At 65.7% G+C, this 22,606-nt stretch carries 20 protein-coding genes; 14 read left to right on the top strand and 6 right to left on the bottom strand.

The features are described 5' to 3' along the window. The first annotated feature begins 19 nt into the window (after nucleotides 1–19). The 7 genes from KVP70_RS29150 to clpB all read left to right on the top strand — a co-directional run bounded on the left by KVP70_RS29150 (nucleotide 20) and on the right by clpB (nucleotide 11,242). On the top strand, nucleotides 20–1,261 hold the full coding sequence (locus KVP70_RS29150; protein ID WP_217945886.1) for a winged helix-turn-helix domain-containing protein: 1,242 nt from the start codon (nucleotides 20–22) through the stop codon (nucleotides 1,259–1,261). A 10-nt stretch (nucleotides 1,262–1,271) separates the two neighbouring features. Further along, nucleotides 1,272–2,261 (top strand): DUF2804 domain-containing protein, encoded by a 990-nt coding sequence (locus KVP70_RS29155; RefSeq protein WP_217945887.1) that lies wholly within the window; start codon nucleotides 1,272–1,274, stop codon nucleotides 2,259–2,261. Between the two features lie 15 nt (nucleotides 2,262–2,276). After that, nucleotides 2,277–4,685 (top strand): bifunctional acetate--CoA ligase family protein/GNAT family N-acetyltransferase, encoded by a 2,409-nt coding sequence (locus KVP70_RS29160; RefSeq protein ID WP_217945888.1) that lies wholly within the window; start codon nucleotides 2,277–2,279, stop codon nucleotides 4,683–4,685. 250 nt (nucleotides 4,686–4,935) lie between these two features. Continuing rightward, a complete protein-coding gene (locus KVP70_RS29165) occupies nucleotides 4,936–5,562 on the top strand; it encodes a hypothetical protein (protein WP_229225169.1) in 627 nt (208 codons plus the stop codon). A 79-nt stretch (nucleotides 5,563–5,641) separates the two neighbouring features. Next, nucleotides 5,642–8,086 carry a DUF349 domain-containing protein gene (locus tag KVP70_RS29170; RefSeq protein WP_217945890.1) on the top strand — a complete coding sequence of 815 codons (2,445 nt, stop codon included), beginning with the start codon at nucleotides 5,642–5,644 and terminating at the stop codon, nucleotides 8,084–8,086. Further along, nucleotides 8,083–8,559: a molybdenum cofactor biosynthesis protein MoaE gene (locus KVP70_RS29175; RefSeq protein ID WP_217945891.1), complete on the top strand. Its 477-nt coding sequence runs from the start codon at nucleotides 8,083–8,085 to the stop codon at nucleotides 8,557–8,559. The genes KVP70_RS29170 and KVP70_RS29175 overlap by 4 nt, the downstream gene beginning before the upstream one ends. A 100-nt stretch (nucleotides 8,560–8,659) precedes the next feature. Beyond that, nucleotides 8,660–11,242 (top strand): ATP-dependent chaperone ClpB, encoded by a 2,583-nt coding sequence (gene clpB, locus KVP70_RS29180; RefSeq protein ID WP_217945892.1) that lies wholly within the window; start codon nucleotides 8,660–8,662, stop codon nucleotides 11,240–11,242. Nucleotides 11,243–11,252: 10 nt separating this feature from the next. Here the strand turns inward: clpB and KVP70_RS29185 are convergent, their stop codons facing one another. Then, a complete protein-coding gene (locus KVP70_RS29185; RefSeq protein WP_217945893.1) occupies nucleotides 11,253–12,041 on the bottom strand; it encodes an AraC family transcriptional regulator in 789 nt (262 codons plus the stop codon). 94 nt (nucleotides 12,042–12,135) lie between these two features. Here KVP70_RS29185 and KVP70_RS29190 point away from each other — a divergent pair, with 94 nt between their 5' ends. The 4 genes from KVP70_RS29190 to aceA all read left to right on the top strand — a co-directional run bounded on the left by KVP70_RS29190 (nucleotide 12,136) and on the right by aceA (nucleotide 16,190). Continuing rightward, entirely contained in the window at nucleotides 12,136–13,359 is a 1,224-nt protein-coding gene (locus KVP70_RS29190) for an MFS transporter (protein ID WP_217945894.1), read from the top strand. A 37-nt stretch (nucleotides 13,360–13,396) separates the two neighbouring features. Then, nucleotides 13,397–13,891, top strand: a complete 495-nt coding sequence (gene rraA, locus KVP70_RS29195; protein WP_217945895.1) for a ribonuclease E activity regulator RraA — start codon at nucleotides 13,397–13,399, stop codon at nucleotides 13,889–13,891. Between the two features lie 118 nt (nucleotides 13,892–14,009). Beyond that, nucleotides 14,010–14,612, top strand: a complete 603-nt coding sequence (locus KVP70_RS29200) for a PEP-CTERM sorting domain-containing protein (protein ID WP_229225170.1) — start codon at nucleotides 14,010–14,012, stop codon at nucleotides 14,610–14,612. Between the two features lie 282 nt (nucleotides 14,613–14,894). After that, nucleotides 14,895–16,190: an isocitrate lyase gene (gene aceA / locus KVP70_RS29205; RefSeq protein ID WP_217945896.1), complete on the top strand. Its 1,296-nt coding sequence runs from the start codon at nucleotides 14,895–14,897 to the stop codon at nucleotides 16,188–16,190. Nucleotides 16,191–16,239: 49 nt separating this feature from the next. Here aceA and KVP70_RS29210 read toward each other — a convergent pair whose 3' ends face one another. Both KVP70_RS29210 and KVP70_RS29215 read right to left on the bottom strand, forming a co-directional pair. Continuing rightward, nucleotides 16,240–16,461, bottom strand: coding sequence for a hypothetical protein (locus KVP70_RS29210; protein WP_229225171.1), 222 nt, complete (start codon nucleotides 16,459–16,461; stop codon nucleotides 16,240–16,242). Between the two features lie 2 nt (nucleotides 16,462–16,463). Then, nucleotides 16,464–16,721: a hypothetical protein gene (locus KVP70_RS29215; RefSeq protein WP_116989330.1), complete on the bottom strand. Its 258-nt coding sequence runs from the start codon at nucleotides 16,719–16,721 to the stop codon at nucleotides 16,464–16,466. A 176-nt stretch (nucleotides 16,722–16,897) separates the two neighbouring features. Between KVP70_RS29215 and KVP70_RS29220 the strand changes: the two genes are divergently transcribed. Further along, nucleotides 16,898–17,827 carry a 23S rRNA (adenine(2030)-N(6))-methyltransferase RlmJ gene (locus KVP70_RS29220; RefSeq protein WP_217945898.1) on the top strand — a complete coding sequence of 310 codons (930 nt, stop codon included), beginning with the start codon at nucleotides 16,898–16,900 and terminating at the stop codon, nucleotides 17,825–17,827. Between the two features lie 105 nt (nucleotides 17,828–17,932). Next, nucleotides 17,933–19,201, top strand: coding sequence for an EAL and HDOD domain-containing protein (locus KVP70_RS29225; RefSeq protein WP_217945899.1), 1,269 nt, complete (start codon nucleotides 17,933–17,935; stop codon nucleotides 19,199–19,201). Between the two features lie 19 nt (nucleotides 19,202–19,220). Here KVP70_RS29225 and KVP70_RS29230 read toward each other — a convergent pair whose 3' ends face one another. From KVP70_RS29230 to KVP70_RS29240, 3 genes are read right to left on the bottom strand one after another with little or no spacing between them, the layout of a single operon-like run. Then, entirely contained in the window at nucleotides 19,221–20,480 is a 1,260-nt protein-coding gene (locus KVP70_RS29230; RefSeq protein ID WP_217945900.1) for a lipoprotein-releasing ABC transporter permease subunit, read from the bottom strand. A gap of 3 nt (nucleotides 20,481–20,483) precedes the next feature. Beyond that, complete coding sequence (locus KVP70_RS29235) at nucleotides 20,484–21,209, bottom strand: SAM-dependent methyltransferase (protein ID WP_217945901.1); 726 nt, start codon at nucleotides 21,207–21,209, stop codon at nucleotides 20,484–20,486. 8 nt (nucleotides 21,210–21,217) lie between these two features. Next, nucleotides 21,218–21,808, bottom strand: coding sequence for a Maf-like protein (locus KVP70_RS29240; protein WP_217945902.1), 591 nt, complete (start codon nucleotides 21,806–21,808; stop codon nucleotides 21,218–21,220). 128 nt (nucleotides 21,809–21,936) lie between these two features. Between KVP70_RS29240 and KVP70_RS29245 the strand changes: the two genes are divergently transcribed. Then, the gene (locus tag KVP70_RS29245) at nucleotides 21,937–22,434 is read left to right on the top strand and encodes a YceD family protein (RefSeq protein ID WP_217945903.1); all 498 of its coding nucleotides are present in this window, start codon (nucleotides 21,937–21,939) and stop codon (nucleotides 22,432–22,434) included. Nucleotides 22,435–22,606 lie beyond the last annotated feature (172 nt).

The raw sequence follows: 22,606 nt of genomic DNA on the forward strand, positions 1-22,606 counted from the left end.
CTTTATTAGAATAGCGTTCATGAACGAATTGATCATCAGCCTGGCCGCGGCAAGGGCGCTGCACCTGGCGGCGCAGGGACTGCTGCAAGCGCGACGCCGCAAGGCGCGCCAGGCCGATGTGGTGGAGGCGATCCGTCAAATGGGCGTGCTGCAGATCGACACCATCCACGTAGTGGCGCGCAGTCCCTACCTGGTGTTGTGGAGCCGCCTGGGCGACTATCCGCAGCCGTGGCTGGAGCAGGCGCTGGCGGCCGGCCAGCTGTTCGAGTACTGGGCGCACGAGGCCTGCTTCGTGCCGATCGAAGACTACGGCCTGTATCGCCACCGCATGCTCGATCCGGCCGCGATGGGCTGGAAGTATTCGGCGACCTGGATGGTCGAACGCCGCGCCGACGTCGACGCCGTGCTGGCCCACATCCGCGCCAACGGCCCGACGCGCTCATCGGACTTCGAGCGCACCGACGGCCAGAGCGGCGGCTGGTGGAGCTGGAAGCCGGAAAAGCGCTCGCTAGAAGTGCTGTTCACGTCCGGCGCGCTGATGATCGCCGCGCGCGAGAACTTCCAGCGCATCTACGACCTGGCCGAGCGCGTGCTGCCCGGCTGGGACGACAGCCGCACGCCGCATATCGACGACACCCGCCGTGCGTTGGTGCTGAAGGCGGTCAAGGCGATGGGCTGCGCCCGCGCCGGCTGGATCAGCGACTACTTCCGCACCAAGCCGCCGCGGCTCGATCCGGAGCAGCTGGTGGAGCAGGGCCTGCTGCTGCGCGCCTGGGTCGACGAGTGGGATGATCCAGTCTACGTCCACCCCGACCACGCCGAACTGCTGGCCGCCGCTGCCGCCGGCACGCTGGCGCCGACCCTGACCACCATCCTGTCGCCGTTCGACCCGGTGGTGTGGGACCGGCGCCGCGCGCTGGAGCTGTTCGGCTTCGACTACCGGCTTGAATGCTACACTCCTGCGGAGAAGCGCCGCTACGGTTACTTCACGCTGCCGATCCTGCGGCGCGGCGCGCTGGTCGGCCGGGTGGACGCCAAGGCGCACCGGCGCGGCGGCGTGTTCGAGTTGAAAGCGCTGGCGCTGGAGCCGGGCGTGCGCGTCAGCGACCGCTTCGTGCGCGACGTCGCCGGCGCCTTGCAGCGCCTGGCCAACTGGCACGAGTGCCCCGATGTACAGATCACCCAGGCCACGCCGGACAGTTTCGCGCCGCTGCTGCGCGCCGCGCTGGTCAACAACACCAAGGAAATGGAAGCTGCATGATGGGAGTTCAATGAGTTTGCCCGCCGCCCCCGCCAGTTTGCTGAGCGCAGACGGCCAGCCGCTGTTCGGCCGCTACGCCGGCCAGGTTGGCCATATCGACTGGAGCCAGCTGGCCGCGCCGTTCGCGCGCGGCCGCCTGTGGCGCCGCTTCCACCACAAGCGCTGGCACTACGTGGCCCTGTGTACCGAGCAGATATTCTGCGCGGTGGCCATCGTCGACCTGGGCTGGACCAGCACCGCCTTCGCCTACGCCTTCGACCGCAGCGACGGCGACATGTTGGCCAACTTCGGCCAGGACGGCTTGCCCGGCCTGTCGGCGCGGCTGGCCGACCATGCCGGCGCGTCGAGCAGCTTCAAGACGCGCAAGAGCAGCATCGCCATCGACAGCCGCGACGACGGCAGCTACGGCCTGACGCTGCGCTGCGACTACCTGGAGATCGACGCCGAATTCGGCCCCGGCGCCTCGCCGCTGCTGCTGGCCACCGGGCCCGTTGCGCAAGGCTCGGTGCATGCCACGCAGAAGTCGTCCGGCCTGCCGCTGAGCGGCGAAGTGCGCACCTTCCGCGAGGATTACAACCTGGCCGGCGGCGTCGCCAGCTTCGACTATTCCAACGGCCTGCTGGCGCGTAACACCGCCTGGCGCTGGGCTTCGGCGCACAACCTGGAGATGGGTTTCAACCTGCAGTCGGGCTACTTCGGCGGTAACGAGAACGCGCTGTGGCTGGACGGCCAGGTGCACGCGCTGGCGCCGGTGCACTTCATCTACGACAGCAGCGATCCGCTGTCGCAGTGGCACATCTTCACCGAGGACGATCTGCTGGAGCTGTACTTCACGCCGGAAGGCGCGCGCCGCGACAACAAGAACCTGGTGGTGGCGGCCAGCCGCTACCTGCAGCCGATCGGCACCTTCACCGGTTGGGTGCGCAGCGCGCCCGACCAACCCAAACGCATGGTCACGCAGATGATGGGCGTGACCGAGGACCACGCTTCACGCTGGTAAAAAGGCAGGGCCGCCATGAGCATCAGGAATCTCGATCGATTGTTCCAACCCCGCTCGGTGGCCGTGATCGGCGCATCGGACAACCCGCAGCGCATCGGCGCGCGCGTGCTGGCCAACTTGGCGGAAGCCGGCTTTGGTGGCGACGGCGGCGCCCTCTGGCCGCTCAATCCCAAGCATCAGGTGCTGCATGACCTGCCGTGCTACGCCAGGGTGTCGGCCTTGCCGGCGGCGCCGGACCTGGCCATCCTGTGCACGCCGCCGTCGACCATCCCGGGACTGATCGCGGAACTGGGCGCGCGCGGCACCCGCGCCGCCATCGTCATGACGGCGGGGCTGGCCGAGATCAAGGCCGGCAGCCGCAGCCTGCAGCAGGCGATGCTGGATGCGGCCAAGCCGCATCTGCTGCGCATCCTCGGGCCGGGCAGCGTCGGCCTGCAATCGCCGGCGCTGGGGCTCAACGCCAGCTTCACCCATCTTGCCGCCGCTCCGGGCAAGCTGGCCTTCGTCTCGCAATCGGGCGCGCTGGGCGCGGCGGTGCTGGACTGGGCCAGCCTGCGCGGCATCGGCTTCTCGCGCTTTGTCGCGATGGGCGAGGGCGCCGACATCGACTTCGGCGACCTGCTGGACTACCTGGCCGGCGACGCGGAGACCGAAGCCATCCTGCTGTGCATCGAAGACGTGCGCTGCGCGCGCAAGTTCATGTCGGCCGGACGGCTGGCGGCGCGCGGCAAGCCGGTGATCGTGCTGAAGGTGGGACGCGACGCCGCCCCCGGCGCCGACCTGGTGTTCGACGCCGCGATCCGCCGCGCCGGCATGCTGCGCGTGCATTCCACCGAGGACCTGTTCGACGCCGTCGAGACGCTGGCGCGCCAACGCCCGCAGCGCGGCGAGCGGCTGGCGGTGCTGACCAATGGCGTCGGCCTGGGCCTGATCGCGGCCGACGCGCTCGAATGCGGCGGCGCGCAACTGGCGCCGTTGTCGGCCGAGACCCTGCGTCTGCTCAAACGCGCCGACGCGCCGCTGACCAACCCGGTCGACCTGCTGGCCGACGTGCCGGTCGAGCGCTACACCAGCGCGGTGGAGGCGCTGCTGCGCGAAACCCAGGCCGACGCGCTGCTGTTCCTGCACGCGCCCACCGCCATGGTGCCCAGCAGCCTGATCGCGGCGGCGGTGGCGCCGCTGATGCGCAACGCCTCCAAGAACGTGCTGTCCTGCTGGCTGGGCGGCCGTTCGGTGGCGGCCGCGCGCCAGGTGTTCGCCGACGCCGGCCTGCCCACCTACGATACGCCGGAAAAGGCGATCCACGGCTTCCTGCAAATCGCCCAGTACCGGCGCAACCAGGAGCTGCTGATGGAGGTGCCGGCGCGCCTGCCCGCGACCGCGGCGCCGGAACGCGCGGCGGCCCAGGCGCTGGTGATCGCGGCCCTGGCGGCCGGCCGCGGCGAGCTGTCCGATCTGGACGCGCGCGCGCTGCTGTCGGCCTACGGCATCGCGCTGGCCACGCCGCAGCAGGCCGCGCTGACCGGGCCGACGCTGGCCGCTGCGCGCATCCAGATCGCCACCGATCCGGTGTTCGGGCCGGTGGTGTTCTTTGGCCAGGGCGGCATCGCGGCGGAGGTGGCGGCCGACCGCGCCGCCGGCCTGCCGCCGCTGAACATGGTGCTGGCGCGCGACATGGTGGGCCGCACCCGCGTGGCGCGCCTGCTGGCGCAAGGCCAGACCGCCGCCGACGCCGACGCGCTGTGCCGCACGCTGGTGCAGGTGGCCGACATGGTGGCCGACCTGCCGCAGCTGGCGGAACTTGACCTCAATCCGCTGCTGGCGCTGGGCGGCGGCGTGGTGGCGCTGGCCGCGCGCGTGCGGCTGGCGCCGGCGCGCAGCGACAACACGCTGGCCATCCGTCCCTATCCGCTGGAACTGGAGCAGGCGCTGGACTGGGGCGGTGGCCGCATCCTGCTGCGGCCGATCCGGCCGGAGGACGCGCCGCAGCACCAGGTGTTCTTCGCCGCGCTCGATCCGGACGATGTGCGGCTGCGCTTCTTCACCGCGATGCGCGAGCTGCCGCCGTCGCAGCTGGCGCGGCTGACCCAGATCGACTACGACCGCGCGATGGCCTTCATCGCCACCCGCAACGGCCCCGGCGGCGAGCCGGAAACGCTGGGCGTGGTGCGCGCCGTGGCCGATGCGGACAATCAGTCCGCTGAATTTGCCGTCATCGTGCGTTCCGACCTGAAGGGGCAGGGGCTGGGCTACATCCTGTTCCAGAAACTGGTCGATTACTTCCGCAGCCGGGGCACGGCCGAGATCGTCGGCGACGCCTTGTCGGAAAACCTGGGCGTGCAAAAACTGGTGCGGCATTTCGGCGGCGTGGTTTTGCCGCACCCGGAGGCAGGAATGGTGCGGCTTCAATTGTCTTTACGATAGCATTCGCGGCCGGGTTGTTATATATTGATATGTATAGCGCTACGGCCTGTATTTGTTCTAGCTCAAAGCGTGTTTGTCGGCTTTATTTACACTTTCACTTCCGGTATTGCCGCTCGTCCGGGCGCGCGCAACTTCAGCTTTGGGAGTCAGAATGTTAACTGCCACATATACTCTGGTAGCACTGTCGGTGGAACACGCAAGTGTCCGCCTCAGTTTGTTATCGTTCCAAAAGTATGTGCGCTCCACGCTGATGCATCAACACAGCATCACCCTGTCGCAGCTGGAATATGCCTGCGAGAATTTGAACAGCCTGTACCAGGCCTGCCACTGGCGTAAAACCGAGATGTACCTGATCCCCGCGCTGCGCGAGGCGACCGAGCGCGCCGACCAGCTGCTGGACGAGCTCAACCGTCTGAACCAGTCGGCGCTGCTGTCGATCCGCATGCTGCAAGACCGGCTGGGTTCGGTGGCCGAGGTGCGCGACGAACAGGTCAACCTGATTTGCGACAGCATCGAAACCTTTTGCTCCTCGCTGCTGAAGCGGCTGGAAAAGGAGGAGCAGGAACTGTTCGCCATCGCCCGCAACGCCATCGCCGGCGAAACATGGTTTTCCATTGCGAATCAATTGATGATGCACGACAAGCATCTGGAAGAAATGAAACGTGCGGGCATGACGCCGGTCGAGGCGGTCGAGGCGGCCAAGCCCAAGGCGGTGGCCGCGCGCAACCTGGCCGGCGCGGTGCGCGTGGTAGATGACGGCCAGATCAGCATCCCCGGTTTGCAGGTGTTGCCGATAGTAAGCATCGAGGAAGACGCGGCGCAAACGGCGCCCGCCAGCCTTGTCCGATCGACCCGGCAGCTGCCGGCGATGAAATAACCGCCCAATTAGCATACGCATCGGGCAAATTCCCCTCGCTTTGCTATGATGGTGGTTTTAGCCATCTCATAGCGCATCCATGTTCGATTTCATCTTCAAGCGAACTACCGACCAGGCGGCCGATCAACAGACCGCCGTGGCCGCTCCCGAGCAGGGCGCCGCCGCTGCCGCATCGGCCAGCCGCCGCGAGGAGCAGGCGCAACGCGCCGCCGCGCTGGCGGGCGACGAGGCCGCCGCCGTCGAACTGATCCTGCACAGCGAATTTGCCGGCGTGCGCCTGGCCGCCGCCGAACACGTCCATTCCCAGGCCTGTCTCGAACAGGTAATGCAGGCGATGCGCAATACCGACCGCCGCGTCGCCAAGCTGATGCAGGGGCGGCTGGATGCGATCCGCTACCAGCTGGCCGAGCAGCAGAAGGCCCAGGCCTGCCTGGACCAGGCCCAGCGCTTGTTGCAGGATGAGAAGCTGACGCCCAATCAGGTCGCCGACCTGGATCGTCAATGGCAGGTCACCGCCGCCGTGCCTGAGCTGGCCGAGCCGTTCGCCGGCGCGCGCGCCGCGCTGGCTGCGCGGCTGGAGGCGCAGGTCAATCTGCAGCGCACCATCATCGATGCGATGGCGGCGCTGCGCCAGCTGCCGAGCGCCGGCCTGCCGCCCGAAGAAGCGCAGCAGGCGCTGGAACGCCACGCCGCCGCCCAGGCCGAATACCAGCGAGCGCCGGAACACAACGCCTTGCCCAAGCATCTGCTGAGCGATTTCGCGCAGGCGTTGGAGCAGAGCCGCGCCGCACTGGCGGCCGCCAGCCAGCGCCCCGCCGCCGCGCCGGAAGCCGCGCCCGCGGCCGAATCGCCGGCCGTCGCCCCAGCCGCCGCCGCTGCGCCTGCGCCCGTCGCGCGCGAGCCGAAGAAGCCGGCCGTGCCGAAGGAAACCGACAAGAAATTCCTGGAAACGCTGGATGCGATGGAAGCCGCGCTGGAGCAGGGCCTGCTGCACGCTGCCGCCGACCACGACAAGTGGCTCAAGGAACACAAGACCCGTCTGACGCCGGCCCAGACCGACCGCCTGAACCACGTCCGCGCCGAGCTCAAACGCCTGGGCGACTGGGCCCGCTGGGGCGGCAACGTCTCGCGCGAGGAACTGGTCAAGGCGGTGGAAGAACTGCCCGCGCTGGGCCTGGCGATGAGCGAGCTGGCCAAGAAGGTCGGCAGCATGCGCGAGCGCTGGAAGTCGCTGGACGCGGTCTCCGGCCACGCGCCCAAGAGCCTGTGGGAGCGCTTCGACAGCGCCTGCACCGCCGCCTACGCGCCGGCCGCCGCCCACTTCAAGCAACTGGCCGACGAGCGCCACGCCAACGCCGCCAAGGCCCAGGCCCTGATCGACGAAACCCGCAACATGGCCGCCACCGCAGCCAGCGAGGGCGCGGACTTGAAGAACGTGGCCGCCGCCGGCCAGCGCCTGCGCCAGGTGTGGGGCCGTCTGGGCACCATCGACCGCAAGGATAAACGCAAGCTCGACCAGGCCTTCGACAAGGCGCTGGCGCAGATGCTGGCGCCGCTGTCCGAGCAGCGCAAGATCGAAAGCGCCAAGCGCGAGCTGTTGATCGCCGAAGCCGAGCAGATGCAGGCCAGCGACCGCCACACCCTGGACCATCTGCGCCGGCTGCAGGAGCGCTGGCAGGAGCAGGCCAAGGCGCTGCCGCTGGAGCGCAAGATCGAGCAGGCCTTGTGGCAACGCTTCCGCGCCGCCTGCGACGCGATCTTCGCCAAACGCAAGGAGTCCGCGCACGCCGCCGACCACGAACGCAAGGCCCACCTGCACGCGCGCGAAGCGCTGTGCAACGAACTGGAAGCGGCAACCTTCAGCGGCGACGACAAGGCGCAGCTGGCGGCCATCGCCAAGACGCTGCGCGACACGGCGGCGGCCTGGCATGCGGCCGGCGGCGTGCCGCGCGCGTCGGAAGCGCGCATCACGCAGCGTTACCAGGCGGCGGTGGCGAAGGTGCAGGGCCAGGCCGACGCGATCAAACGCCGCGCCGGCGCCGCCCAGGCCAACGCGCTGCGCGACAAGCTGCGCCTGTGCCAGGCGCTGGAAAGCGCGATCGGCACGCCGGCCGACGGCGCCGCCATCGACGGCGCGGACTGGCAAGCGCGCTGGTCGGCGCTGCCGCCGCTGGCCGCCGAATACGAGCGCGCCTTGCACGGCCGCTTCAACGCGGCGCTGGCTGCGCTCGATGGCCAACGCAGCGCCTACGCCGAGCAGCTGGAGCGCAACCGCGCCAAGCTGCTCGATGAAGTGCTGCGGCTGGAGATCGTGGCCGGCGTCGACAGCGGCGCCGAGTTCGCGCGCGAGCGCCTGAAGATGCAGGTCGAAGTGCTGCAATCGTCGCTGAAGTCCGGCCAGAAGCCGCAGAGCGCCGGCACCGCCTATCTGCAGCTGTGCGCGATGCCGGCCCTGGCCGACGACCGCACCGCCAGCCGCATCGAGCAACTGTTCCGCCGCATCGGCGCCGCGGAGCGTGCATGAGCGCGGGCGATCACTTCCAGGTCCGCATCCAGACCGAAGACTTCGACCTGAGCACCGAGCTGGCGCGGCTGCGCGCCGCCAACCCCAAGGTCGGCGCCATCGTCAACTTTGTCGGCACGGTGCGCGACCTGAACGAGGGCGCCAGCGTGGCGGAGATGGAGCTGGAGCACTACGCCGGCATGACCGAGCAATCCATCCTCGCCATCATCGAGCAGGCCCGCCAGCGCTGGCCGGTGTTCGGCGCGCTGGTGGTCCACCGGGTTGGCCCGCTCAAGCCGCTCGAGCAGATCGTGCTGGTGGCGGTGACGTCGGCGCACCGGGGCGAGGCCTTCGCCGCCTGCGAGTACATCATCGACTTCCTCAAGACCGAAGCGCCGTTCTGGAAAAAAGAGCAAACCCCGGCCGGCTCGCGCTGGGTGGACGCCCGCGTCAGCGACGACGTCGCGCTGAAAAAGTGGAGCACTGAGCCCTAATTGATGTAGCGCATGGATTTGCGATTTAAAACGGTGTCTCCTTGAAAACGGATCGCATACCCCTATGTATGCGATAAGTTAAATTTATCGGAGCAATTCCATGCGGCAAGACAAACTCACCACCAAACTCCAGGAAGCCTTGTCGGACTCGCAGAGCCTGGCAGTCGGCAATGACAACCAGTACATCGAGCCGGTCCACCTGCTGACCGCGCTGCTGAACCAGGACGACGGCAGCGCGCGCTCGCTGTTGCAGCGCGCCGGCGTCAATGTCGGCGGCCTGACCAAGGCGCTGGGCGCCTCGCTGGAGCGGCTGCCCAAGGTGTCCGGCACCGGCGGCGACGTGCAGGCCGGGCGCGAACTGGTCTCGGTGCTGAACCTGGCGGACAAGGAAGCGCAGAAGCGCGTCGACCAGTTCATCTCCAGCGAGATGGTGCTGCTGGCGCTGACCGAGGACAAATCCGACGCCGGCAAGCTGGCGCGCGAGAACGGCCTGACCCGCAAGTCGCTGGAGGCGGCCATCGACACCGTGCGCGGCGGCGCCAAGGTGGACAACGCCGAGGCCGAAGGCCAGCGCGAAGCCCTGAAAAAATACACGCTGGACCTGACCGAGCGCGCCCGCGCCGGCAAGCTCGACCCCGTGATCGGCCGCGACGACGAGATCCGCCGCGCGATCCAGGTGCTGCAGCGCCGCACCAAGAACAATCCCGTGCTGATCGGCGAACCCGGTGTCGGCAAGACCGCCATCGTCGAAGGCCTGGCGCAGCGCATCGTCAACAACGAGGTGCCCGATTCGCTCAAGGGCAAGCGCGTGCTGTCGCTGGACATGGCGGCGCTGGTGGCGGGCGCCAAGTACCGCGGCGAGTTCGAGGAGCGCCTGAAGTCGGTGCTCAAGGAGCTGGCCATGGACGAGGGCCAGACCATCGTCTTCATCGACGAGATGCACACGATGGTCGGCGCCGGCAAGGCCGACGGCGCCATGGACGCCGGCAATATGCTCAAGCCGGCGCTGGCGCGCGGCGAGCTGCACTGCGTTGGCGCCACCACGCTGGATGAGTACCGCAAATACATCGAGAAGGACGCCGCGCTGGAGCGCCGCTTCCAGAAGATCCTGGTCGACGAGCCGTCGGTCGAGGCCACCATCGCCATCCTGCGCGGCCTGCAGGACAAGTATGAGCTGCACCACAAGGTCGCCATCTCGGACGCCGCCATCATCGCCGCGGCCGAGCTGTCGCACCGCTACATCACCGACCGCTTCCTGCCCGACAAGGCGATCGACCTGATCGACGAGGCCGCGTCCAAGATCAAGATCGAGATCGATTCCAAGCCGGAGGTGATGGACAAGCTGGAACGCCGCCTGATCCAGCTGAAGATCGAGAAGGAAGCCGTCAAGAAGGAAAAGGACGAGGCTTCGCGCCGCCGCCAGGACCTGATCGACGAGGAGATCGTCAAGCTGGGCCGGGAGCTGAACGACTACGAGGAAATCCTCAAGGCCGAGAAGGCGGTGGTGCAGGGCAGCACCCACATCAAGGAAGAGATCGACCGCATCAAGCTGCAGATGGAGCAGGCCACGCGCGAGAGCAACTGGCAGCGCGTGTCGGAACTGCAGTATGGCCGCCTGCCGGAGCTGGAAGCGCAGCTCAAGCAGGCCGAGAGCGTCAACCTGAAGGCCGGCGAGGCCGCCAAGCCGAAGCTGCTGCGCACCGAGGTCGGCGCCGAGGAAATCGCCGAAGTGGTCTCGCGCGCGACCGGCATCCCGGTCTCGCGCATGATGCAGGGCGAACGCGACAAGCTGCTGCACATCGAAGAGAAGCTGCACGAGCGCGTGGTCGGCCAGGACGAGGCGATCGCCGCCGTGTCCGACGCCATCCGCCGTTCGCGCGCCGGCCTGTCCGATCCGAACCGTCCATATGGCTCGTTCATGTTCTTGGGGCCGACGGGCGTCGGCAAGACCGAGCTGTCCAAGGCGCTGGCCGGCTTCCTGTTCGACACCGAGGAATCGATGATACGCATCGACATGAGCGAGTTCATGGAGAAGCATTCGGTGGCCCGCCTGATCGGCGCGCCGCCCGGCTACGTCGGCTACGACGAGGGCGGCTACCTGACCGAGGCCGTGCGCCGCAAGCCGTACAGCGTGATCCTGCTCGACGAGGTGGAGAAGGCCCATCCGGACGTGTTCAACGTGCTGCTGCAGGCGCTGGACGACGGCCGCATGACGGACGGCCAGGGCCGCACGGTGGACTTCAAGAACACGGTCATCATCATGACCTCCAACCTGGGCTCGCACAAGATCCAGGCGATGGAGGAGTCCGATCCCGGCGTGGTCAAGCTGGCGGTGATGGCCGAGGTGCGTTCGCACTTCCGTCCCGAGTTCATCAACCGTATCGATGAAATCGTCGTGTTCCACGGCCTTGACGAGAAGAACATCGGCGCCATCGCCAAGATCCAGCTGGCGATCCTGGAGCAGCGCCTGGCCAAGATGGAGATGACGCTGACCATTACCGAGGACGCGCTGCAGAAGATCGCCGAGGCGGGCTACGATCCGGTGTATGGCGCGCGGCCGTTGAAGCGGGCGATCCAGCAGCAGATCGAGAATCCGCTGTCCAAGCTGATCCTGCAAGGCCGCTTCGGCCCCAAGGACACCATCCACATCGGTGTCGCGCACGGCGAGCTGGACTTCAGCTAACCCCGCCGGGCTATTTTTCGGCGAAAAAAGCGGTCGGCGTGCTGCCGAAGGTCTTCTTGAACATGGCGGAAAAGGCTGATTGGCTGGCATAGCCCAGCTGTGCCGCCACTTGAGACAGCGGCACGCCGCGCGTGATCAGCGGCGCCGCGTGCGCCAGCCGCACCTGCTGGCGCCACTGGCTGAAGCTCATGCCCAGCTCGCGCTCGAACAGGCGGGTCAGCGTGCGCTCGGAGGCGCCGACCTGGCCGGCCCAGTGTTCCAGCGTGTGCTCGGCGCCGGGATCGGCGATCAGCGCGTCGCATAGGGCTTTGAGGCGTTTGTCGTCCGGCAGCGGCACGCGCAGTGCACGGCCGGCGCAGCGCGGCAGTTCGTCCAGGATCATCTCTCCCAACAATTGCTCGCGGCCGGACTGCTCGTCCTGGTCGTGCTGCTCCAACGCGGCCATCAGCTCGCGCAGCAGGCTGGACACCTCGACCACCTTGCAGGCGTCGGGGAAGGGCGAGCGGCTGGCGTGCACGCACAGCGGGCGCAGCCGGCTCGGCTCCAGCACCGTGATCGCGTGCTCGACGTCCGGCGCGATCCAGATGGCGCGCTGCGGCGGCACGATCCAGCTGCTATGGTTGGCCGTCACCCGCATCACGCCCTGCATCGCGTAGGTGAACTGGCCCCACGGATGGTGGTGCGGCAGCAGCACGGCGGCGGCCGGCAGGTCGCGGCCGGACATGGTCAGCGGCCGGTCCGGGGTGGGGAAGTCGCAATGCCAGTTGAATTGCGTGTGTGTGACGACCGGTATCGGCATGGCGGATTCTCGACAAATATTGACCCGCTATCTTAAATCGGTCTGGCGCCGAATGCTTACACTATGCTTTCTTTTTTTGAAACAGGGAGACGGCATGAACCACACATCGTTGCTGCGGCAGGACGCCAGGGTGATCGGCCTGGTCGGGCTGGCGCATGGCACTTCGCATTTTTACCACGTGATCCTGGCGGCGCTGATCCCCTGGCTGAAGCCGGAGTTCCATCTTTCCTATGCCGAGCTGGGCCTGCTGATGACGGTGTTTTTCACCGTCTCCGGCGTGGGGCAGGCGATGGCCGGCTTCGTCGTCGACCGCTACAGTGCGCGCACGGTGCTGTTCAGCGGCATCGCGCTGCTGGGCTTGTCGGCTGTGATGCTGTCGAGCGCGCACAGCTACGCGCAGCTGATGCTGGGGGCTTTCCTGGCCGGCTGCGGCAACAGCGTGTTCCATCCGGCCGACTACACGCTGCTGAACCAGCGGGTGTCCAGGGCGCGGCTGACGCACGGTTTTTCGGTGCACGGCATCAGCGGCAATATCGGCTGGGCGATTTCGCCGCTGTTCCTGACCGTCGTGGCCGCGCGCACGGACTGGCGCACGGCGCTGTTGAGCGCGGCCGTGCTGCCGCTGGCGGTGCTGGCGCTGCTGGTCTGGAACCGCCACGCGCTGCGGCCCGAGCCGGTCGCGGCGCCGTTGGCCACGGCGGCCGGCGGCGGCAAGGCCAGTGCCTTCAGCTTCCTGCGGCTGGAGGTGGTGTGGATGTGCTTTGCCTTCTTCCTGATCTCGGCGGTGGCGCTGGCCGGCATCCAGAGCTTCGCGGCCACCAGCCTGGTGAGCTTGTACGGCATGTCGCTGGCGTGGGCCACCACGGCCTACACCGCCTACATGCTGGCCTCGGCGGTGGGCATGCTGTATGGCGGCTTCCTGGGCGCCGGCAGCCGCCATCATGACCGTATCATCATGCTGGCGTTCGGCACGGCGGCGCTGCTGGCGCTGGTGCTGGCCGCCGCCGTGGTGCCGGCCTGGCTGGCGGTGGTGCTGATGGGGCTGATCGGACTGGTGACCGGCATCTCCGGACCGTCGCGCGACCTGCTGATACGCGGCGCGGCGCCGGCCAACGCCACCGGCCGCGTGTTCGGCGTCGTGTATTCCGGCCTGGACAGCGGGCTGGCGCTGGGGCCGCTGCTGTTCGGCGCGCTGATGGACGCCAACCATCCGTCCGGCGTGTTCATCGGCATTGCCGTGTTCCAGGCGCTGGTGATACTGACCGCGATCGGGGTCGGCAGCAAGACCCGCGTGGTGGGCATGCCCAAAACAGCTTAGAATCATTGCTATCTTAACCAACCCGCACAGGACCACCATGAGCTTTGCCACCACCGATTTATGCGACGACAACGCCAACCTGCTGGAGGACGGCCGCCTGGCCGTGCTGCCGCCGGTGTTCCAGCACTTTGGCAAGCAGCGGCGTTTTTCCGGTCGCGTGACCACGCTCAAGGTGCATGAGGACAATGCGCTGGTGCGGTCGGTGCTGGAAACCCAGGGCGGCGGCAATGTGCTGGTGATCGACGGCGGCGGCAGCCTACGCCGGGCGCTGGTCGGCGGCCAGCTGGGCTTGCTGGCCCAGGACAACGGCTGGGCCGGCATCATCGTCGACGGCTGCATCCGCGACAGCGACGAGATCAATTCCTGCGAAATCGGCGTGCGCGCGCTGGCCGCCCATCCGCAAAAAAGCAGCAAGAAGGGGCTAGGCGAGCGCAATGTGCGGGTGCATATCCAGGGCGTGCCGGTGCAGCCGGGCGACTGGATCTACGCGGACGCCGACGGTATTCTGGTGGCGCAGCAAATGCTTGCCTGAGGATGTGCATTATGGAAACCTTTGTGGTATTTCCTTAATGAAATATTGACAATGATAAGTTTCCATGTGAGAGTTACAAGGCGTCAATTTCCGGGCGCGGGCTCATCAGGAGTGCTCCATGAGAAGACTTAGCTTTGCCGTGTTATGCGCGCTGGCAGGGGTGACCGCCCACGCCGCCCCGGTGACCTCCCTGCCGGGCGCCACCACCCTGACGATGCCAGTGCTGAATTACTTCGGCGCCGGCCCGCTGAATCTGGCGCCGGGCGTGGACTGGAGCAGCGCCAACAGCAACTCCGTCTTCGGCTATGGCGACGGTTACGGCTTCGCCGACAATGGCCGCTGGAGCGGCCTGACGATGGCCGGCACCAACGACCAGAGCAGCACCATGACGCTGGCGTTCAGCCAGGCGGTAGCCGGCGTCGGCGCCTTCTTCAACTATGTGCCGGTCTACTATGGTCCGGCGACGATCGCGGTCTACGATGCAACGCACACGCTGATCGAATCGACCACCTTGACCTTCACGACCAATGGCGGCCAGAACCAGGGCGAATTCCACGGTTTCCTGGAGAGCGCCCCGTCGATCAGCTTCCTCACCATGAGCGGCGCCTACATCGGTGCTACCGGCTTCGCCGTGCAAGCCGTTCCCGAACCGGAAACGTACGCCATGCTGCTGACTGGGTTGGGCCTGCTGGGAGTGGCTGCGCGCCGCCGCAAAGCCTGATCCCGATCCGGCGCTCTCGGACACCCCGTCAGCCACGCGGCTTGCGGGGTGTTTTTTCATCTGGCGAGGCAGGTATTTCACATTGCGGAAAAGCATGACTGGCAGCTACCTTTTTTCCTTCCATTTCAAGAAATGTCGTTCCATATCATGGGAAATTTTATGCAAGCATATGATTTTTAAGGAAATATATTTAGTTATATGTCTTATATAAGACTATTGGTGCATAGCACAAAGAGGTCTACTATTTGATTAACGGATTTCGTTTTTAAATAGGAGAGCACCATGGCAACCCGTGAACAGCAAATCGCAGCCTTGCGACAGGACTGGGACACCAACCCTCGCTGGAAGGACGTCACCCGCACCTACAGCGCCGAAGACGTGGTGCGCTTGCGTGGCTCCCTGCAGATCGAGCACACGCTGGCCAAGCGCGGCGCGGAAAAACTGTGGAACCTGGTCAACAACGAGCCTTATATCAACGCCCTCGGCGCGCTGACCGGCAACCAGGCCATGCAGCAAGTCAAAGCCGGCCTGAAAGCGATTTACCTGTCCGGCTGGCAAGTTGCCGGCGACGCCAACCTGGCCGGTGAAATGTACCCCGACCAGTCACTGTATCCGGCCAACTCGGTGCCGATGGTGGTCAAACGCATCAACAACACCTTCCAGCGCGCCGACCAGATCCAGTGGTCCGAAGGCAAGGACGACATCGATTTCTTCGCGCCCATCGTGGCCGACGCTGAAGCCGGCTTCGGCGGCGTGCTGAACGCCTACGAGCTGATGAAATCCATGATCGAGGCCGGCGCCGCCGGCGTGCACTTCGAAGACCAGCTGGCCTCGGTCAAGAAATGCGGCCACATGGGCGGCAAGGTGCTGGTGCCATCGCGCGAAGCCATCGAAAAACTGACGGCGGCCCGGCTGGCGGCCGACGTCATGGGCGTCTCGACCCTGGTGATCGCCCGCACCGACGCCGAAGCGGCCGACCTGCTGACCTCGGACGTGGATGACAACGACAAACCCTTCTGCACCGGCGAACGCACGGTGGAGGGCTTCTACAAGGTCAAGCCGGGCATGGGGCAGGCGATCGCGCGCGCGCTGACCTACGCGCCGTATGCCGACCTGGTCTGGTGCGAGACCGGCAAGCCCGACCTGGCCTTCGCCAAGCAGTTCGCCGAGGCCGTGCACGCCCGCTTCCCCGGCAAGATGCTGGCCTACAACTGCTCGCCCTCGTTCAACTGGAAGAAAAACCTGGACGACGCCACCATCGCCAGGTTCCAGCGGGAGCTGGGCGCCATGGGCTACAAGTTCCAGTTCATCACGCTGGCCGGCTTCCATGCGTTGAACTACGGCATGTTCAACCTGGCGCACGGCTACGCGCGGCGCCAGATGTCGGCCTTCGTGGAATTGCAGGAGGCGGAATTCGCCGCCGCCGAGCGCGGCTTCACGGCGGTCAAGCACCAGCGCGAAGTGGGCACCGGCTACTTCGACGCCGTGGCCCAGTGCATCCAGAACGGCCAGTCATCGACCACCGCGCTGCACGGTTCGACCGAGGACGAGCAATTTTTCGACAAGAAGGTGGCCTGAGAGGGGAGGCGCGGCGCAGGCTGGAGCAGGCTGCCTGCGCCGCGGTAGGTCAGGGCTTGCCGGCCAGGTGCTGTTGCAGGTGTTGTTTCAGGCGGCCCTGGAAGTCGTCGATGTCGTTGATGGTGCCCAGGTCGTCGTCCACCTCCAGCATGTGGGTGGTGTGGCCGGGCGCGAATGAGACGCTGGCTTCCACCTGTCCCTGTTTGTCGGTCAGCGAATGACCCTGGACTGCGCCCAGGATGTTGTTCTGGTCGTCCGTAATGATCGTCATTTTCATATCATGCCTCCGCCTTGCAGGTTGTGGAAGGCGCCGCCTATGCCCTTGTTGTGGATCTGGACGAAATAGGTGGCATTGCCATTGTTTTCCTTGCGCTTGCTTTGCTGGTCCGCCATGTGGACCGCGCCCAGGTTGGGCGCCTTGACGTCGGCCGAGGCGAACTGCGTGCCATGGTCGCTGGGATAGCTGTAGCTCCAGAACGCCGTTTGTCCCGGCGCCAGGAAGGTCAGTGGACCTACGTTGTTGAATGCCATAATCTCCTCCGTGAAAGGTCGCCGCGGCTGCGGATGCAGCACGGCTGTTCCATCTTAGTCACCATGCTGGTGCACGCTTTGACGCAAACGATATGGGCGCTTTTTTGGCGGGCGGCGCTTTCTAGTGGATAATGCCGGATTGTTCCGCACCATCTTATTTAGGAAGTACCAAGCTTATGTTGAGTTACCGCCACGGTTTTCACGCGGGTAATCACGCCGATGTGTTGAAGCATTTCGTGACCATCCAGTTGATGCAGTATCTGAATCAAAAAGATACCGCCTACAGCTATATCGACACCCATTCCGGCGCCGGCGTCTATGCGCTCGACGGCACGTTCGCCTCCAAGAATGCAGAGTACGACACCGGCATCGGCCCGCTGTGGGAGCGCACCGACATGCCGGCCGCGCTCAAGGAATACGTCGACCTGGTGCGCGCCATGAACCCGAGCGGCAAGATGCGCTACTACCCCGGCTCGCCCTACATCGCCGACCAGGTCGCGCGCGAGCAGGACCGCCTGCGTCTGTTCGAGCTGCACCCGGCCGACGCCAAGCTGCTGGCCGATAACTTCCGCAAGCTCGACGAGCACGCCGCGCAGCAGGGCATCCGTTCGACCACGCGCGGCAAGCGCGTGCTGGTCACCCGCGGCGACGGCTTCCAGGCACTGAAGGCGCTGCTGCCGCCGCCGTCGCGCCGCGCGCTGGTGCTGATCGATCCGCCGTATGAAGACAAGCAGGACTACAAAAAGGTCAAGGACACGCTGGCCGAGGCGCTGGTGCGCTTCCCGACCGGCACCTACGCGGTCTGGTATCCGCTGCTGCATCGCATGGAGTCGCGCCAGTTCGCCGACAAGCTCAAGCAGCTGCAATGCAGCGACTGGCTCAACGTCGTGCTGACCACCAACACGCCGATGCCGGATGGTTTCGGTTTGCACAGCAGCGGCATGTTCATCCTGAACCCGCCGTACACGCTGGAGCCGATGCTGAAGCAAGTCATGCCCTACCTGGTCAAGGTGCTGGGCAAGGATTCCGGCGCCCGGTTCACGCTGGAAAGCGGCAAACCGACGGGTGCGCGCAACAATGCGGCGCGCCGGCCGGTTGCGCGCTAGAAAAATGTTGTCAGGACGGTATAGCTGGGTATAGTCTCGTCATTAGCGGATTGCCGCTTGAGACGGCAAACCGAATCAAAGCAGATTGCAGATTGGGAGTTTCCCATGATGATCGCGCCGTCCAATATGCCGTCCAAGCTAGCCGATAATTTCTTTCTTGCGCGCCAGCCCATCCTCAACCGGGGACAGCGGCTGGTGGCATACGAGCTGCTCTTTCGCGACGCCCGCGTTCGCAACGAAGCCACCATCACCGACGACGCCGAGGCCACCGCCACCGTGATCGCCCACGCTTCCGAGCTGGGCATGGAGCACGTGGTGGGTGACCAGATGGCCTTCGTCAACGTCGACGCCATCGGCCTGATGAGCGACTTCATCCGTTTTCTGCCGAACGACAAGGTCATCCTGGAAATCCTGGAGACGGTCAAAGCCACGCCGGAAATCCTCGACCGCATCCGTGAATTGAAGCAGGCCGGCTTCAAGTTTGCGCTGGACGACGTGATCGGCCAGTCCGAAGACGTGCAAAAATTCCAGCCGCTGTGCGACGTCATCAAGGTCGACATCAAGGAGATGCAGCCCGGCACCCTGCCGGCGCTGACGCGGGTGCTGAAGAACCCCAAGCAGAAGCTGCTGGCCGAGAAGGTCGAGACGATGGAGGAGTTCCAGCAATGCATGGAGCTGGGCTTCGAATATTTCCAGGGCTATTATTTCGCGCGCCCCGTCATCCTCAGCGGCAAGAAGATTTCGCCGTCGCAGCGCAGCGTGCTGCATTTGCTGGACCTGCTCAACACCGAGGCCAGCAGCCACGAGATCGAGCGCAGCGTCAAGCACGATGCGCTGATCACCCTGAATCTGCTGCGGCTGGTGAACACGCCGGCGGTCGGCGCGCGTTACCGCATCAACTCGGTCGGCCATGCGCTGATGGTGCTGGGGCGGCGCCAGCTCAAGCGCTGGCTGCAGATCCTGCTGTACGTGAAGAGCGGCGGCGCGCAGGAATTCACCTCGCCCTTGCTGCAGCTGGCCACCACGCGCGGCAAGACGCTGGAGCTGATGGTCGAACATTTGCGGCCCGGCCAGCGCGTCAGCGCCGACATCGGCTTCACGGTGGGGGTGATGTCGCTGATGGACACACTGTTCTCCATCCACATGCGCGACGTGCTGGAAAGCGTCAACGTGCTGGACGAGGTGCGCGCCGCGCTGCTGCACCGCAGCGGCGACTACGGCAGCATGCTGAGCCTGATCGAGCACATCGAACGCAACCGCGACGGCAAGCAGCTGGCGCAGATGCTGCACCAGCTGGAGCTGACTCCGGCCGAGCTGTACGCGATCCAGCTGGCCGCGATCGAGTGGGTGACCGACTACACCCGCGGCGTCTAGTTACTGGCGCGGCGGCCCGCTATTCGTGGCGCAGGGCGTCGGCCGGCTGGCTGCGCGTCGCCCACCAGCTCGGATACAGCGTCGACAGGAAGGACAGCGCCACCGCCACCGCGACCACGCCGGCCACGTCGTCCCAGCGCAGCTCGGACGGCACGGCGCTGATGAAATAGATGTTCTTGGCCAGCAGGTGGGCGCCGCTCAGGTGCTCGAAGGCGGCCACCATCGCGCCCAGGTTCCAGGCGATTAGCACGCCGACGACGGTGCCGGCCACCACCCCCAGCAGACCCGACAGCAGCCCCTGCACCATGAAGATCTTCATGATCGACAGCTGCCGCGCGCCCAGGGTGCGCAGGATGGCGACGTCGGCCCGTTTGTCGGTCACCGACATCACCAGCATGGCCACCACGTTGAACGCCGCCACGGCGACGATCAGCGACAGGATGATGAACATCATGGTCTTCTGGCTGTGCAGCGCGGCAAACCAGGTGGCGTTGCGCTGGGTCCAGTCGTGCAGGATGTACTGGCCGTCCAGCGTCTGCTTCAGCGCCTGCGCCACCTGCGGCGCCTGGTTGGCGTCGGCGATGCGCAGGCGCAGGCCGGCCGGCGCGTCGACCTGCTGCAGTTGCTCGGCGTCTTGCAGATGGATGAAGGCCATGCCGGAATCGAATTCGAAGTGGCCGATCTCGAAGGTGCCGGCCACGGTGAAGCGGCGGGTCTGCGGCATCATGTTGCTGAGCGACGAATGCTGCGAGGGCAGGGCCAGGATCACCTGCTCGCCCTGCTTGACGTGCAGTTCCCTGGCCAAGTCGGCGCCGAGCACGATGTTGAAGGCGCCCGGTGTCAGCGCGGCGAAGCCGGCCGCGTTGTCGCCCCGGATAAACTCGGCCACCTTGGCTTCCTGCGCCGGCAGCACGCCGCGCAGGGTGGCCGGCTTCATGCGGTCGCCCTCCAGCAGCATGCCCTGCAGTTCGAGGAAGGGGGCGCTGGCCTGCACCGCGCCGTTACGCGCCGTCGCGGCGGCCACCGCCGGCCAGTCGGGCATCAGGCCGCGCGCGTCGTACACTTCGATGTGTGACAGGACCGAGATCATGCGGGCGCTGACGTCGCGCTGGAAGCCGTTCATCACCGACAGCACCACGATCAGCGCGGCGACGCCCAGGCCGACGCCGGTGATCGACGCCAGCGACATGAAGGAAACGAAGCTGTTGCGGCCGCCGCGTCGTCCGGCGCGCACATAGCGCACACCGATCAGCCATTCGTAGGGCAGGTGGCGGGCCACCGCTTACTGGCCCAGCAGCAGGAACACGGTCGGCTTCTTGTGGAAGTCGGGCGCCTTCGCGCTCTTCCATTGCGACGCGGTCATGGTGCGGATGGTTTCCGATGGCAGGCTCAGGTCGGTCGCCACGCACAGCAGCGTGCCCGGCGCGCAGGCCGCGATCAGCGCTTCGAGCATGGCGGCGTTGCGGTAGGGCGTCTCGATGAACAGCTGCGTCTGCTTTTCCTTGCGCGAGCGCAGCTCCAATTCCTTGATGCGGGTGGTGCGTTGCGCGGCGTCGGTCGGCAGGTAGCCGTTGAAGGCGAAGCTTTGGCCGTTCAGCCCGCTCGCCATGACGGCCAGCAGCAAGGACGACGGCCCCACCAGCGGCCGCACCGGGATGTTGTGCTGGTGCGCCAACCGCACCAGGTCGGCGCCGGGATCGGCCACCGCCGGCACGCCGGCTTCCGACACCAGGCCGCCATCGCGCCCCGCCAGCAGTGGCGCCAGCAGGCCCGCCAGCGCGGCCGCCGGGGTGTTGACGTTCAGTTCGGAGATGGTGATCTCCTGCAGCGGCTTGGCCAGCGGATGCTGGGCGTTGACCAGCTTGAGGAAGGCGCGCGCCGTCTTGGCGTTCTCGGCGACGAAATAGTCGAGTTGCGAGGTGATCTGCTGCACCTGTTCGGGCAGCACGGAGGCGAGCGCTTCAGTCTCGCCCAGGGTGTTCGGTATTAAAAAGAGGGTGCCGGGCATAAATACAGTCAAAGATTAAAAAAGGAAACGCCGATGTTGCGCAGCATGCCTGTCAGCGCGATCAAAGGCAAGCCGGTGAGGGCGGTCGGGTCGCTGCTGTCGATGCGTTCCAGGATGGCGATGCCCAGCGCCTCGTTCTTGGCGCTGCCGGCGCAGTCGTAGGGCTGCTCGATGCGCAGGTAGGCGTCCAGCTCGGCATCGGGCAGGTCGCGGAACTTGACGACGGTCTGGATGTCTTCCAATTGGAAGGTCTGGTCGCGGCCATCCCACACACACAGCGCGGTGTGGAAAACCACTTCGCGCCCGCGCATGGTTTGTAGCTGGGCCAGCGCGTTGGCGTGGTCGCCAGGCTTGCCGATCTGCTGGTCGTCCAGCGTGGCGACCTGGTCGGAGCCGATGACGACGCGGCCCGGCAGCTTGGCGGCCACGGCGGCGGCTTTTTCGCGCGCCAGGCGCAGCGCGGTGGCGCTGGGCGTCTCACCGGGGAGGGGGCTTTCGTCGATGTCCGGCACCGCCACGTCGAACGGCAGTTGCAACCGTGATAAGAGTTCCTTGCGGTAGGCGGAGCTGGAGGCGAGTACGAGTAAACTTGATGTCATGTGGGGAATGTTATATGCTCTGTCGCCGGGTGTGTCAGCGGCACAAAAAGAACGAAAAATACGCTAAGGCTTTGACTTGACGATGAAAACCCTGTTATTATCGCAGGTTTTCCGGGGAAATTTCTGTAATGAATGCTATTGTGATCGACGCCTTTGATTTTTGTCGGAGCAACGGCAGCCAGCACGGCGTGACGCCTGTTGCCGAAATGACCCGTTTGATCAAGGATTGTGCCGATACGTCGGGCACGATAACCTGGAAAGCGGTAGGGGGCACCAGCAAGATGGGCTTCCCGCAGATGACGCTGTCGGTTTCCGGCACCGTGCGACTGGTCTGCCAGCGCTGCCTGACCTCGTATGCGCACACCATCGATGCCCAAACGGTGCTGATGCTGGGCAAGGACGATGAGCAGGCCGACGAGATCGAAGAAATGCTCAACGACGAAACGATCGATGTGATCGTCGGCAGCCGCAGCATGGAGTTGATGGATTTGGTGGAAGACGAAGCGTTGCTGGCCCTGCCGCACACGCCGAAACACGCAGTCTGCCCCGATACCGCTCTGCTGGACAAGGCAAAGAGCGAGAAGCTGTCGCCGTTCGACGCCCTCAAGGGCCTCAAATCCGAATAAAGCAGTACCGAATATGTAGTGTTGTAAAGAACGTGTCAAACGCGTGTAGTAAATCGAGTATGGCAAGTCAGCAGTGAAATGTAGTAAATCTCAGTTTAACTATGCCGGTTCAGTTTTGCCGGCAGGATACTCGATTCGCATGTATTTGCTGGTCGAATGTGTTAAAATTTTA

The organism is Duganella violaceipulchra, assembly GCF_019166075.1.
In the GTDB taxonomy this organism is placed as follows: domain Bacteria; phylum Pseudomonadota; class Gammaproteobacteria; order Burkholderiales; family Burkholderiaceae_D; genus Rugamonas; species Rugamonas violaceipulchra.

What these genes read in the sequence shown, in the direction of transcription:
- KVP70_RS29150 (WP_217945886.1), top strand. Translation starts at nt 20, where the DNA reads ATGAACGAATTGATCATCAGCCTGGCCGCGGCAAGGGCGCTGCACCTG.
- KVP70_RS29155 (WP_217945887.1), top strand. Translation starts at nt 1,272, where the DNA reads ATGAGTTTGCCCGCCGCCCCCGCCAGTTTGCTGAGCGCAGACGGCCAG.
- KVP70_RS29160 (WP_217945888.1), top strand. Translation starts at nt 2,277, where the DNA reads ATGAGCATCAGGAATCTCGATCGATTGTTCCAACCCCGCTCGGTGGCC.
- KVP70_RS29165 (WP_229225169.1), top strand. Translation starts at nt 4,936, where the DNA reads ATGCATCAACACAGCATCACCCTGTCGCAGCTGGAATATGCCTGCGAG.
- KVP70_RS29170 (WP_217945890.1), top strand. Translation starts at nt 5,642, where the DNA reads ATGTTCGATTTCATCTTCAAGCGAACTACCGACCAGGCGGCCGATCAA.
- KVP70_RS29175 (WP_217945891.1), top strand. Translation starts at nt 8,083, where the DNA reads ATGAGCGCGGGCGATCACTTCCAGGTCCGCATCCAGACCGAAGACTTC.
- clpB (WP_217945892.1), top strand. Translation starts at nt 8,660, where the DNA reads ATGCGGCAAGACAAACTCACCACCAAACTCCAGGAAGCCTTGTCGGAC.
- KVP70_RS29185 (WP_217945893.1), bottom strand. Translation starts at nt 12,041, where the DNA reads ATGCCGATACCGGTCGTCACACACACGCAATTCAACTGGCATTGCGAC.
- KVP70_RS29190 (WP_217945894.1), top strand. Translation starts at nt 12,136, where the DNA reads ATGAACCACACATCGTTGCTGCGGCAGGACGCCAGGGTGATCGGCCTG.
- rraA (WP_217945895.1), top strand. Translation starts at nt 13,397, where the DNA reads ATGAGCTTTGCCACCACCGATTTATGCGACGACAACGCCAACCTGCTG.
- KVP70_RS29200 (WP_229225170.1), top strand. Translation starts at nt 14,010, where the DNA reads ATGAGAAGACTTAGCTTTGCCGTGTTATGCGCGCTGGCAGGGGTGACC.
- aceA (WP_217945896.1), top strand. Translation starts at nt 14,895, where the DNA reads ATGGCAACCCGTGAACAGCAAATCGCAGCCTTGCGACAGGACTGGGAC.
- KVP70_RS29210 (WP_229225171.1), bottom strand. Translation starts at nt 16,461, where the DNA reads ATGACGATCATTACGGACGACCAGAACAACATCCTGGGCGCAGTCCAG.
- KVP70_RS29215 (WP_116989330.1), bottom strand. Translation starts at nt 16,721, where the DNA reads ATGGCATTCAACAACGTAGGTCCACTGACCTTCCTGGCGCCGGGACAA.
- KVP70_RS29220 (WP_217945898.1), top strand. Translation starts at nt 16,898, where the DNA reads ATGTTGAGTTACCGCCACGGTTTTCACGCGGGTAATCACGCCGATGTG.
- KVP70_RS29225 (WP_217945899.1), top strand. Translation starts at nt 17,933, where the DNA reads ATGATGATCGCGCCGTCCAATATGCCGTCCAAGCTAGCCGATAATTTC.
- KVP70_RS29235 (WP_217945901.1), bottom strand. Translation starts at nt 21,209, where the DNA reads ATGCCCGGCACCCTCTTTTTAATACCGAACACCCTGGGCGAGACTGAA.
- KVP70_RS29240 (WP_217945902.1), bottom strand. Translation starts at nt 21,808, where the DNA reads ATGACATCAAGTTTACTCGTACTCGCCTCCAGCTCCGCCTACCGCAAG.
- KVP70_RS29245 (WP_217945903.1), top strand. Translation starts at nt 21,937, where the DNA reads ATGAATGCTATTGTGATCGACGCCTTTGATTTTTGTCGGAGCAACGGC.